Source organism: Ensifer sp. WSM1721, assembly GCF_000513895.2.
Taxonomy (GTDB): domain Bacteria; phylum Pseudomonadota; class Alphaproteobacteria; order Rhizobiales; family Rhizobiaceae; genus Sinorhizobium.
The window spans coordinates 154,533-166,549 of the sequence record NZ_CP165785.1; the positions used below are offsets into that span (position 1 = coordinate 154,533).

Here is a 12,017-nt window from a genome sequence, read left to right on the forward strand (position 1 = left end):
AGGATGCGGCCTCGCCGGCCCGTTTCGTGGTCGGGTGGGTGGCCGGTTAGACCTGGATGATGCCGACACCATCGGAGACGTGGATCTCGACGCCGAGCTCCTCCGACTGTTCTGACAGCCGCCGTAAGATCCGCTTGGCGCTCTCACCGGTCGCAAGATGCGGCGCCAGGCGCCGCTCCAGCACGCCGTCCTGCAATGCCGCCTCGCCGCCGATGACGACCGGATGAAGCGTGATCTTGACGAGACGGTTGTCAGCGCCGAACCCGCAGACGCCGATGACGCTCTCCCAGACTTCCGGTGCAGTCCAGGTCGACTTCTCTGAACGCACATGGAAGATGAAGTTGCCAAGGCTGTAGAAGATCGGCCGGGCATGATAGATCTCGATCGGCTGGAGGACGGGGGCTCCGTGGCTGACGAACAGGGCGGCGCCCGCGTCTATGCACGCTTTGGCGACACCACTCACCCAATCCGGCACCTGGTACCAGTCCGACGCCCAATGATGATGGTGCAGATAAGCGATTACCAGGGATCCCTCGCTCGCCGCGACCCCGATTGACGCAAGGTTCCTTTGAAGATCCGCTTCATCGATGCGGACGCTGCGCCCGCACCGGTCCGAGCGCTTGAACACCGCGCGTGCAATGGCGATCTCGGTTTCTGGCTCGAGGCGAGGGCGATCGTCCGGCTGGCTGTCATTGGCGAGATCGATCGCGGTGTAGCCGACCTTGTCACGAATGGTGGCAAGCTGCTCGAATGCGGCTCCGTCCAACTCGATCCTTTGCGTGATCCGCAGCCGGTTGACGCCAGGTCGTGCCGGGCGGTGGTCATCGCCATCGGCGGCATACATGAAATCCGGGCCAGGGCCTCCGTCCATCGCTACGATTGCGACCCGCCGCCCGCCGATCACAGCCGAGCTCGCTCGCGAGACTTGCGCGTGGTTGCGGCCAAGACCGGCATGGAGAAAGCCGCGCTTCTCCACCTCCTCAAGCGTCGAGAGCACGCCAGAGGGGCCGAGGTCGAAGGCATGGTTGTTCGAGAGCGACAGCGCCTGGAAGCCAATGTCCTTGAGGGTATCAAGAACGACCGGGTCGCTGCAGCCAAAGAACGAGCCTTTGAGTGGCCAGCCGCCGTGATTGCCGAGGATCGTGCTTTCGAAGTTGGTGAAGGAGAGATCGACTTCCTGAAGCAGCGACCGAACCTTGCCGTATGCCGGAGCGTCGATGTCGCGGATGTCATGCTTGATCAGCGATTGGCCAGTGACGGCCAGAGCGAACCTGTCATTCATTGAAGTGACCTTCCGTGGCGATGCACGCCATTTGTTTCGAGAGTCGGCCGTGCCGGTGTGGACCCGGCCGCAGGGGTGTACTCCACAGTTCAGCATATGAAGCGCTGCGGTCGGGCGTTGATGAGGGTGCGGGTGTAGAGATTGTCGGATCGGGAGAAGATGAAGTCGGACGAGCCGTAATCCTCGACCCGGCCGTCCTTGAAGATGTAAACCGCGCTGCACATCGCCTGGACGATGGCGAGGTCATGGGAGATGAAGATCATCGTGATGCCCTTGTCAGCGATGGTATCCTTCAGCAGACTGACGATCTCGGCCTGGACAGACACGTCGAGCGCCGACGTCGGCTCGTCTGCAACGATGATCTCGGGAGCCGCAAGAAGCGCGCGGGCGATGCAAACCCTCTGCTTCTGTCCGCCCGAGAGCTGATGCGGATGGCGGGCAAGCAGGCTTTTAGCAAGACGGAGCCTCTCCATCATCGCTGCAACGTCCGCCGGCCTGTTCTCGGAACCGGCCCTAGCGCCGAAACGGATGCTTTCGTCCAGTGTCTCGCCAATGGTCATGCGCGGGTTCAAGGAGACGGAAGGATCCTGGAATATCATCTGGACGCGGCCGAGAAGACCGCTGCGGCGGGCGCTCCTTGAAACGTCGAATGTCCGTTCCCCGATTCTGATCCTGCCGGCCGACGCGGTGTCGAGGCCGGCGAGGATACGACCGAAGGTAGTCTTTCCGCTTCCGCTCTCGCCGACGATCCCAGTGATCGATCCGCGCGGCAGCCGGATCCCGACGTCGCGCAGGCCGAATCTTGGCTTGTTCCGGCCAAGGCCCCAGACAAAACCCTGCGGCGCGAACTGTTTCGAAACGCCTTCCGCCACGAGAAGCAGGCTTTGGTCACTGTCGATGCCGAGACCGACCTTCTGGTCGCCATCGTTTCCCGTGTTGGCAGTCGCTGTCGGGATGCGAAGCCTCGGAACCGCAGCAAGCAGCTTCTTCGTGTAGTCGTGGCGGGGCTGATCGAGAATGGCCGCCGTCCGGTCCTGCTCCACCACCTGCCCCTTGTGCATGACGAGAACGCGGTCGGTGATTTCGGAGATCACGCCCATGTCGTGGGTGACGAGAATGACCGAGACACCAGTTTCGTCGACAAGGGTCTTTAGAAGTTGCAGAACCTGCTTCTGGACAGTCCCGTCGAGCGCCGATGTCGGCTCGTCGGCGATAATGATGTCAGGAGCGCCGGCAAGAGCAATGGCGATGACGACGCGTTGCCTCTGCCCGCCCGAGAACTGGTGCGGGTAATTGCGGTATCGCCGCTCCGGTTCCGGAATGCCGACACGGGCAAGCAGATCGATCGCGCGGGCGCGGGCTTCGCGTCTCGAAAGGGAACTGTCGACCGCAAGGCAGGTTTCCTGAACTTGCGCGCCGACGCTCATCAACGGATCGAGCGAGGCGGTGTGATCCTGGAAGATCGCCGATATTCGCCGCCCGCGATGGGCTTCCCGCTCGCCGGCCGTCATGGCGTCCAACGCCTTGCCGTCGAAGGTGATCGTTCCGGACGTCTGCTGGAACTCAGGCGAAAGCAGGCCAAGGATGGCATTGCCGATGGTCGACTTTCCAGCTCCAGACTCGCCGATAATACCGAGGATCTCGCCGCGCCCGAGTTCGAAGCTCACATCCGACAAGATCGTCGTTGAGCCGGCCTTGGAAACATATCGAAGGACAAGGTTCTGCACCCGCAGCAGGGGTGTCGTCACGCATTCCACTGTCATATCGCATGGTTCCTTGGATCGAGGCTGCGTCGAACGTCTTCGCCGACGAGATTGATGCTGGCGATCAGGCCGAAGAGCGCGAGGCCCGGGAACAGGCTGATCCAGTATTGGCCGGTCAGTAGGTACTGGAAGCCGTTTGCGACCGCGGAGCCGAGCGAGGGCTTGTCGATCGGAACGCCCAAACCCAGGAAGGAGAGGGTTGCCTCGAGTGCGACGGCATGGCCGACCTCTATCGGTATTAAGGTGATGGCGGGCGCGATGCTGTTCGGCAAAAGGTGACGGAAGACGATCCGGGAGGTCGGCAGCCGCATCAAGCGGGCCGCGTCCATGTAGGGCTTGCTTGCCTCGCTCAAGGCTACGCCGCGCGCGATCCGTGCATAGGTCGCCCATTGAGCGATGATCAAGGCCAGAATGATCCGGTCTATGCCCGGCCCGAGCGTGACGATGGCGATGAGCGCAATCAGGATCGTCGGCAGGCTCAGCTGCAGGTCGACGAGCCGCATGATCGCAACATCCACCCACTTCCCAAAATAGGCAGCACTGACGCCGGCGGTCAGCCCGATCAGGGCGGCGATCGCGCTACTTACGATCGACACCACCAGGCTGATGCGAAGACCATAGAGGACGGTGCTGATGATATCGCGGCCGAGCCCGTCGGTTCCGAGCAGGTAGTGATAGCCACCGCTGCCAAGCGTGCCGGGCGGGGAGGACGCCTCCCAGCCGTAGATCTGCAGCGGATCGTAGGGATTTTGTGGTGCGATCAGCGGAGCGGCGACGGCAACCAGGATGTAGCTAACCAGCAGCACCTTGGACGCGGTGAGGACCGGTCGATGTGGGCGCTTTTTCAGCGCGCTTAGGATTTGGGCTTTCATGACGGGTCATCTTTCATGAAGACAGGCGCACGCGCGGGTCGAGCACGGCGTAGAAGAGGTCGACAAGGGCGTTGAGCACGACGAAGGCGACCGCGATGAAGGTCAGGGTCGCCATCACCACCGGCCGGTCGAGCAACTGGATGGAGTCGATCAGGAGCTTGCCGACGCCCGGCCACGAGAAGATTGATTCCACCACTACGGCAAAGGCGAGCATGCCGCCGAACTGCAGACCGATGATTGTCACGATCGGCACGCTGATGTTCGGAAGCGTGTGGCGGAGCAAGATCCTTTGCGAGGAAAGCCCCTTGGCACGGCAGAACCGCGTGTAATCCAGGTTTTCGACCTCAATCGTGCCCGATCGCGACAGGCGGGCGATCAGGGCGATGTTCGGTATCGCCAGCGCCAGGGCCGGAAGCACGAGGTGCCACAATCCGTTTGCAGTCAGAAAACTCCATTCCTGCCCCAGGAAGCTTGCAGTCGCGCCGCGGCCGCCGGACGGGAACCAGCCGGTCAGGATGGCGCCTACGAGGATAAGCATCATCGCCAGCCAGAAGGAAGGGATGCTCAGCGCAGACACGCTCGCCTTGAGCATGGTTCTGTCGAACAGGCTACCGCTCCGTCGGCCAGCAACCAGGCCGAGTCCAGTTCCGAGTGGCGCCGCAATGAGCATCGCGATGGAGGCGAGCTCCAGCGTCGCCGGCAGTTTGCTCATCACCAGATCGAAGGCCGGCAGGTGATAGATGTAGGAGATGCCGAAGTTCCCGCTGACGACATTGCCGATAAAGACGAGGTACTGGCGCCAGATCGGCTGATTGAGACCGAGCGCGATCGTTGCAGCCCGAATGTCCTCGGGCGTCGCGGTTTCGACGTTGACGACGTTGAAGACCGGATTGCCGACGCTGTGGATGCCGATGAAACCAATCAGCGACATGGCGATGAGGAGCAGGAAGGCTTGGGACAACCTTCCCAATGCAACCGAAATCATGCCCATGACCGCTTACTCCGCCGCCGCAAGCGTCTGCATCGCGGTCGTCCAGCCGCGGGGGTGCATCACATAGGAGCCGATCCGCGGGCCGTATCCGACGATGTGGTGGAAATGGTAGAGCGGTATGATCGGCTGGTCGGCCATTACGAACTCCGTCGCCTGCGCGAGCGCCGCGTTCCGCCCCGGTCCCGCCTCAACGCTCTCTGCCTTTGCCAGCATCCCGTCGAAGGCAGCGTTCTGATATTTCCCGAAGTTCAACGCACCGGTCCCGCGCTCGGAATTCGGAGAAGCGAGCAGCGTATGGAGAATGATGTCGACCGCCTCGCCGGAGGTGCCGCCGTACCAGACACCATAGTCGCCAGCCGCTCGCTTGGTGTTGAAGACCGAGAACGGTGCGGCTGCAGGCTGGGCGTTTACGCCGATGCGGGCCCAGCTTTGGGCGATCGCCTGAAGACTTTCGGCGTCACCCGGGTAACGGCCCGCCGGCCCAGCGAGAACAAGGTTGAAACCATCCGGGAACCCGGCCTTCGAAAGAAGGGTTTTTGCCTCTTCGTAGTTGGGCGCCTCGGGCAGGAGTTTCGCCGAGGTGCCCGGCAGGCTGTTGGGAAAGACCTGAGCAGCAGCCGTGCCATAGCCCGCGAGGATCTTGTCGACGAGAATGCCCCGGTCCGTAGCCAACGCAAGCGCCCGGCGGACCAGCGGGTTCTTGAAGGGATTGGCGATCGGTTCACCCGATTTGTCGGTCACGCCCGGAAGCGTCTCACGCGCAACGTCGAACTGTACGAAGTTAACACGTGCAGCACCCACGCTCGCGATTTTGGCGCCGCGCTGCTCCAAGGAGGCGACGTCGCGGGCCGGGATTGCGTCGGCCACATCGACCTCTCCCGTGCTGAGCGCCGCCACGCGCGCTGCCGGGTTCTCGATGACCCGGAAGGTAACCTTGGACCAGACAGGCTCGCCGCCCCAGTAGTCGTCGTTCCGGGCAAGCCTCAGGCTCTCGCCGGAACTCCACCTCTCGAATCTGTAAGGGCCAGTACCGACAGGCGGGCGTCCGGCGTTGAGGTCCTCGGTCGTCACGAACCCCTCAGAGGGCCGGTTCATCACAAAAATGGAGGAGAAAGAGAGGGGCAGATTGGGGACTGCGCCGTTCGTCTCGATAAGGACGGTAAGGGGATCGGGTGCCGAGACCGACTTGATGCCGCTCACATAGGAGCGAAAGCCGCCGCTCGGCGGTTTCAGGACGTCCCGAATGCGCTCGATCGTGTAGACGACATCGTCTGCGTCAAACGCCGAGCCGTCATGGAACCGGACATTTTCGCGGAGCTTGAACTCCCATTGGCTATCGGACAGAGGCCGCCAGGAGGTGGCGAGGCCAGGCTTCAACTCAAGATTCTCATCCTGATAGACGAGCCGTTCATAAATATGGGAGAGAAGTGACGTGTTCTCGTTCAGGTTGGCATACTGCGGATCGAGCGTCATCAGCTTGTAGGACGTAGCGATCCGAAGCTCTCCCCGTTCCTGTGCCTGGGCCGGCGTCGCCGGAGCACTCCCGAGAAAGATGGAGATCAGAAGCGCCGAAAGCAGGCGTGGCCGAAATGGGCTTCCCAGTTTCATTCGAAGTTCCTTGTTTTAGTTTTTTGGTAGAGTCGGAACGTCGCGTTGGAGCAGTTCTCAACGCGGGGTTCCACGGCAATGCATGCAAGGGCGCGTTTGCGCATGTCATGTGAAGTTGAGCCGAGGCCGGAACCGCGCGTACTCCGCCGTCGCCCGTTCAACTGCTTTGAAACTCGGGTTGGAGTTCGGGCGTCGACAGGCGATTTCGTCCGCTTGCAACTGAGGCCATATCGATCTGCAGGAGGTCGGCGATGACGATACGGATTTGCGGCCAAGGCTCTTCCTGGCTTGTGGGGGAGGGCTGCCATTTGGTCATGGCGGCATGGAGTTTGGCGGCGGCGCCCGCGACCGACACCGCCGGCGTCTCCCACAAGGTTTCCGCGGCCCGCTCCTCCGCGATGGATGCACGATCCTCAGCTTCGAGGGCCTCGCTGTAGGTTCGCGAGCCTGCGCCTTGCTCGAGCGGTGGTGGCAAACAAACCGGAAAGAGCGATCTTTCGAGCTGCTGCTGGCGCAAGTTTGATTCGCATAAGCGCTGCCAGGCGGCGCACCATTGGTGCCAAAGTGCGAGCGCGTGATCTTCGCCGCGCGGATCGGAAGACCGGCTCTTTGTGATGGCAAGCTCTGGAGGTGTGGGTAAGGACGCCGCCACGAAGGAATGGAAATCTCCTCGGGTGACCGTAGACAAAGTTCTGCTATTGTCGGAATCAGCCATGATCCGAGCTCCCGTAAGCTTGGTTGTGGTCAGGCTGTATTCGGTGTTCCCGCACCGGATGCAGCCGCAGTTCCCTTGATGCCGCCATTCGAGAGTGAACTGCAGTCTCAAGTAACGTCTAGGTAGCACACGAGATCAGATTGATCAATTCGAAATCATATGATGCCAACGAAATCACGGGTGCGCAGATACGTGCGGCCCGCGCGTTGATCCGTTGGAGCGCAAAAGAGCTTGCAAAAGCAGCTGGTATTGGTGTCGCAACGGTGAGCCGTGCGGAAGTTGAGGATGGGACCACATCCCTTACGAGTGCAAACCTAAACGCCATTCGACTGGCTTTGGAAAGCGCCGGCATCGAGTTCATCCCTGAAAACGGTGGCGGCGTGGGTGTTCGTCTAAAGAAATAGTCGCAGCGCGCTGTTCGTGGCCGAACTGGTCACAGGTCTTCGCAGCAGAGCGCGGCGGCAGCAACCTGTCCGCCGGGCACGGGGTTTGCCGTGCACAATGAGGTGAGTGGGCTCAGGCACTGCGCCTATCCAGTTGCGCAAGCAAGGAGAGGCTTGTTGATGGAAGCCTGCCGCTTGGCACCCGGCGCAGACTTCTTTTTTTGGGTGGAAGACGGCCCTTCAGCTTGCTCATCTGAACGAGCAAGTTGCGGACTTTCAAGACGTTCGGATGCGCGGCTGGTTTGGACGAGGTCGGACCCGTTGCTGCCGTTGCCGTCCGGTACGATGAACGGCGGGTTTGAGCTCATCCCAGCCATACGGCAACGGCACGTATGGAAAAACAGAACGGTGGCAAAGAAATGCCTCCAACCCTGATCCAAAGGGTTGGAGGCTTCTGGAGCTACGATAAGGCGAAGCCGAACCGCAGTGGAACCACTAAGCTGCTTGGACGGAACCTCGGCCCACGAGGCTGATGTCATCCGGATTTATCAGATCAGAACCCGTCCATCCGGAGAGGTCGTACTCGCTCATGCAGGCCTTCACCAAGGACTGCATGGACGCGAGATCGCCGGTGACCGTCGCCGCTCCTAAGGTCTCGATCCGAAGGTTTTCATAGTTACCCGCATAATTGCGCTCATACAGTTCGTGGCGACCGCCGAACTCGGTGCCGATGGCATCCCACAGAAGCTTCAAGAGCTTCACCCGGTCCAGCGCGGCATAGCCGTTCGAGCCACGTACGAAGCGGTCAAGATAAGGACGGATCGCCTCACTTTCGAAATCGGCAGCACTCGACGGCAGATAGATAAGGCCGCTCGCAACGTGACGCTCGATCAGCTCCTTGATCCGCGGGTAGGCCATCGGCGCCAACACGCGGTAGGCAAGACCGGCATTGAGGTTCGGCAGGTTGTAGCCTTCGGTTCCCTGCCAAGGAACCGGCGACTTCACCATCGCATCACCGAGTGCATGAAACGTGTTGCGCCAAGCGATGACCTCGCCGACGCCGGCCTGGACGCCGCGAAAATCCTTCGAGCCCGTTGCCTCGACAGCCATCGAGAAGAGACCGGCGATGAAGTCGAGTTTCACCGACAGGCGCGTAAGGCCGTGCAGCGTAAAGCGTGGGACGAAGCCCGATGCTGGGAAGAACTGATTGATCTTGTCGACGTCTCCGTAGATGAACACGTTCTCCCAAGGCACCAATACCTTGTCGAAGACGAGAATGGAGTCGTTCTCGTCCAGGCGGCTGGAAAGCGGGTAGTCAAAAGGCGATCCGGTCGCGGCCGCATTGAACTCGTACGACGAGCGGGCAATGAGCTTGATGCCAGGCGAGTCCATTGGCGCGGTAAAGATTAGCGCAAAGGACCTGTCCTTGATTGGAATGCCATAGTGGGCGATGAAATTGTAGTGCGTGAGAGCCGAACCCGTCGCGACGACCTTGGCTCCCGAGACAATGAGCCCCTTGTCCGTCTCCTTCTCGACATGCATGAAGACGTCGCGCACCTCCTCGATCGGGCGGTCACGATCGATCGGCGGATTGACGATGGCGTGATTCCAGTAGTCGAGCCGCTCCTGCGTGCGGGCGTACCAGGTGCGCGCATTCTCGGCATATTCGCCGTAGAAGGCCGAATTGGCACCCAGTGTTCCCAAGAACGAGGCCTTGTAGTCCGGGGACCGGCCCATCCACCCGTAGGAGACCTTCTGCAGCTCGGCAATCGCGTCCCGCGACTTGATCAGATCCTCGCTCGTCTTCGATCCCAGGAAGAAGGGATGCGTCAGCTTATCCGAGCCGGTATCGGTCAGCACGCCGATTTCATTCTTCTTTTCGTGGAACCGATCGTACCAGCGCGCCACCATTCGCGCGGAATTCCGAAATGCCGGATGCTCGGTGACGTTTTTGACGCGCTCACCGTAAATATAGATCTCGCGGCCGTCCTGAATGCTCTCCAGGAACTCCGAGCCCGTGTAAGCGTCGGTCGCGGTTTCTTTTTCCTCGGACGCGATAGCCAGATTGTTCATTTCGGGTCACTCCTCCATTTAGCCGGACAAGCTGCCTGCCCGGCGGGCGCCTAAATCCGAAAGGGCGCCTCCTCCCTTTCCGAGGCAACAAACTATGCGCTGAAGAAGAGCGATTGATAGGTATCATGCGATACCAGTTCAGGCATCGCAGCGTGTGCCATCAGCCGCTAGGCTTGCGTCATTGATGGCACTGGAGAAGTCGCCATGGTTGGGAACATGGGAGGAGACCATGGATCATCACCCCCGCATTCATACGCAGATTCACGACGACACCGGATTGACGCTTTCCGGGTCGGCCCTGACGATCGGAGCCTTTGATGGCGTCCACAGCGGCCACCAGGCGTTGATCCGGTCGACCGTGCTCAGTGCGCAAAGACTCGGGGTTCCCTCGGTCGTCTACACGTTCGATCCGCCTCCCAAGGCTCTGCTGTGCGGTGCCCGTCCGCTCACTTCGATTGGCGAGAAAGTCGCGCGGATAAGCGCACTTGGCCCCGACCACATCGTCGTCGCCCGTTTCGATGCGGCCTATCGGGCCCGCACAGCCACCGATTTCATCCAGGATGTCGGTCGGGTCGCGCCGCTGGTCATCTGGATCGGCTCCGATTTCCGCTTCGGTTCCTGCAAGAAAGGGACTCCGGAGTTGCTCGCCAGCTACTTCGATACGCGGATCCTTCCAGCCGTATGCTGCGAATCCGGCGAGGTCGTATCGAGCACACGCATTCGCGCCCTTAGGGCCGCAGGACGTGTCCTGGAGGCAGAACGGCTGGAAGGATGGTCGGAGCTTCTGCCGTTTCGACCGTCCAGTGACAATGGAGGACACCATGCGACTGCTTGACCCCCGTACGTTTCGCGACGCCTGCGGTGTCTTCGCGACTGGTGTTAATGTCATTACCACACATAGCGACGGCCACGATCACGGCATGACTGCGAATGCGTTCATGTCGATTTCGCTCGATCCGCCACTGATTGCCATCTCAATCGCCGAGAAGGCGCGAATGCTCGAGAAAATCCAGAAGTCGGGGCGTTTCGCCGTCAGCGTTCTTGCTTGCGGAATGGACTCTGTTGCTTGGCACTTCGCAGGCAAGCCAAACGCTGACCTGCATGATTTGTTCGACACACTCGATGGCCTTCCAGTGATCCGCGGCGCGCTTGTCACGTTCTCGGCCATCGTCCACGACGAAATCCTCGCCGGCGATCACACGATCTTCGTCGGCCGTGTCCAGTCGCTCGCGAGAAGCGACGGCGATGAACCGCTGCTTTTCTTCAAAGGCAAATTCGGCGTCGTGGAAAATACGCGAAAGGCTGCGTCAGTCGACAGGCTTGAGGTCGAGACCGAGTTCATGTGGTGAGGACGGAACCGCCCACCTACGCATTTGCAAGGAGGAGAAAATGCGAAACGTAAGCCAGCAAAATATTTCGGATGTCGTAATCGCCGCACTGTCGCCGGATATTCCGGCCCGCAACCGGCAGATTCTCGCAAGCCTCATCCGCCACATCCACGCCTTCTGTATCGAGGCGAAGATCACCCATGCGGAGCTGATTGAAGCCTGTCAATTCCTCGTCCGCGCCGGACACATTTCAGATCACGCACGCAACGAGTTCATCCTGCTTGCCGACATCCTGGGCGTCGAAGTCCTTGTCGACATGCTCGACCACGCGGTGACCGATGGCGAGAGCGAATCCACCGTCCTCGGACCGTTCTATCGCGAAAACCCGCCCGTTTTGCCGAAGGGCGCCTCGATTGTTCAGAAGAGCTTCGAAGGCTCCGAGACAGTGCGTGTCCGCGGAGTGGTGCGCGACACGGCAGGACGCCCCATTCCTGGCGTGACGGTCGACGTTTGGGAGGACGCCCCGAACGGCCTCTATGAACAGCAGGATCCGGATCAGCCCGATTACAATCTTCGCGGCCGCTTCCTGACCGACGAAAAAGGCGAATACGAATTCGTCGGAATTCGGCCGGTTCCCTATCCGATCCCCTACGACGGCGCCGCCGGCGAATTGCTGAACTATATGGGGCACCACCCGTGGCGCCCTGGCCATATCCACTTCATGCTCAAGAAGGATGGCTATTCAAGCCTTGTCTCGCAGATCTATGACGCGGACACCGAGTATCTCGACAACGACGCGGTCTTCGCGGTTAAGGAAAGCCTGATTGGCAAGATGGGCAAGGCCGGAGCTGGCGCGGATACGGATCTCGTCATGGAATTCGATTTCAAGCTCAAGCCGGCCAAGGGCACCATAGCTGTCGCCGCCGAGTAATCACCGCAGCAGCATTCAAGCATCGATCCGCCGAGCGGCGTCTCTGGCGGATCAGCTCGAAAGGCAATAGG

Annotated in this window: 11 protein-coding genes; 4 read left to right on the forward strand and 7 right to left on the reverse strand. The window is 60.7% G+C overall.

Annotated features, from left to right (window positions below; translation table 11 throughout):
* Positions 1 to 46: 46 nt before the first annotated feature.
* The 6 genes from M728_RS29000 to M728_RS29025 all read right to left on the reverse strand — a co-directional run bounded on the left by M728_RS29000 (position 47) and on the right by M728_RS29025 (position 7,231).
* Complete coding sequence (locus M728_RS29000; protein WP_026621457.1) at positions 47 to 1,282, reverse strand: CapA family protein; 1,236 nt, start codon at positions 1,280 to 1,282, stop codon at positions 47 to 49.
* An 89-nt stretch (positions 1,283 to 1,371) separates the two neighbouring features.
* The gene (locus M728_RS29005; RefSeq protein WP_026621456.1) at positions 1,372 to 3,045 is read right to left on the reverse strand and encodes an ABC transporter ATP-binding protein; all 1,674 of its coding nucleotides are present in this window, start codon (positions 3,043 to 3,045) and stop codon (positions 1,372 to 1,374) included.
* The gene (locus tag M728_RS29010) at positions 3,042 to 3,917 is read right to left on the reverse strand and encodes an ABC transporter permease (RefSeq protein WP_026621455.1); all 876 of its coding nucleotides are present in this window, start codon (positions 3,915 to 3,917) and stop codon (positions 3,042 to 3,044) included. The genes M728_RS29005 and M728_RS29010 overlap by 4 nt, the downstream gene beginning before the upstream one ends.
* Positions 3,918 to 3,930: 13 nt before the next feature.
* Complete coding sequence (locus M728_RS29015; protein ID WP_026621454.1) at positions 3,931 to 4,908, reverse strand: ABC transporter permease; 978 nt, start codon at positions 4,906 to 4,908, stop codon at positions 3,931 to 3,933.
* A gap of 6 nt (positions 4,909 to 4,914) precedes the next feature.
* Positions 4,915 to 6,516 carry an ABC transporter substrate-binding protein gene (locus M728_RS29020; RefSeq protein ID WP_370906554.1) on the reverse strand — a complete coding sequence of 534 codons (1,602 nt, stop codon included), beginning with the start codon at positions 6,514 to 6,516 and terminating at the stop codon, positions 4,915 to 4,917.
* Positions 6,517 to 6,673: 157 nt separating this feature from the next.
* Positions 6,674 to 7,231 (reverse strand): hypothetical protein, encoded by a 558-nt coding sequence (locus M728_RS29025; protein WP_026622464.1) that lies wholly within the window; start codon positions 7,229 to 7,231, stop codon positions 6,674 to 6,676.
* Positions 7,232 to 7,371: 140 nt separating this feature from the next.
* Here M728_RS29025 and M728_RS29030 point away from each other — a divergent pair, with 140 nt between their 5' ends.
* Positions 7,372 to 7,635 carry a helix-turn-helix domain-containing protein gene (locus tag M728_RS29030; protein ID WP_026622465.1) on the forward strand — a complete coding sequence of 88 codons (264 nt, stop codon included), beginning with the start codon at positions 7,372 to 7,374 and terminating at the stop codon, positions 7,633 to 7,635.
* A gap of 474 nt (positions 7,636 to 8,109) precedes the next feature.
* Here the strand turns inward: M728_RS29030 and M728_RS29035 are convergent, their stop codons facing one another.
* Positions 8,110 to 9,687, reverse strand: coding sequence for a 4-hydroxyphenylacetate 3-hydroxylase N-terminal domain-containing protein (locus tag M728_RS29035; protein WP_026622466.1), 1,578 nt, complete (start codon positions 9,685 to 9,687; stop codon positions 8,110 to 8,112).
* A gap of 229 nt (positions 9,688 to 9,916) precedes the next feature.
* On the opposite strand from M728_RS29035, the gene M728_RS29040 reads away from it, so the two are divergent.
* From M728_RS29040 to M728_RS29050, 3 genes are read left to right on the forward strand one after another with little or no spacing between them, the layout of a single operon-like run.
* Positions 9,917 to 10,522, forward strand: coding sequence for an FAD synthetase family protein (locus M728_RS29040; protein ID WP_084044645.1), 606 nt, complete (start codon positions 9,917 to 9,919; stop codon positions 10,520 to 10,522).
* Positions 10,509 to 11,036 (forward strand): flavin reductase family protein, encoded by a 528-nt coding sequence (locus tag M728_RS29045; protein WP_034884288.1) that lies wholly within the window; start codon positions 10,509 to 10,511, stop codon positions 11,034 to 11,036. The genes M728_RS29040 and M728_RS29045 overlap by 14 nt, the downstream gene beginning before the upstream one ends.
* 40 nt (positions 11,037 to 11,076) lie before the next feature.
* A complete protein-coding gene (locus M728_RS29050; protein WP_026622467.1) occupies positions 11,077 to 11,946 on the forward strand; it encodes a dioxygenase in 870 nt (289 codons plus the stop codon).
* Positions 11,947 to 12,017 lie beyond the last annotated feature (71 nt).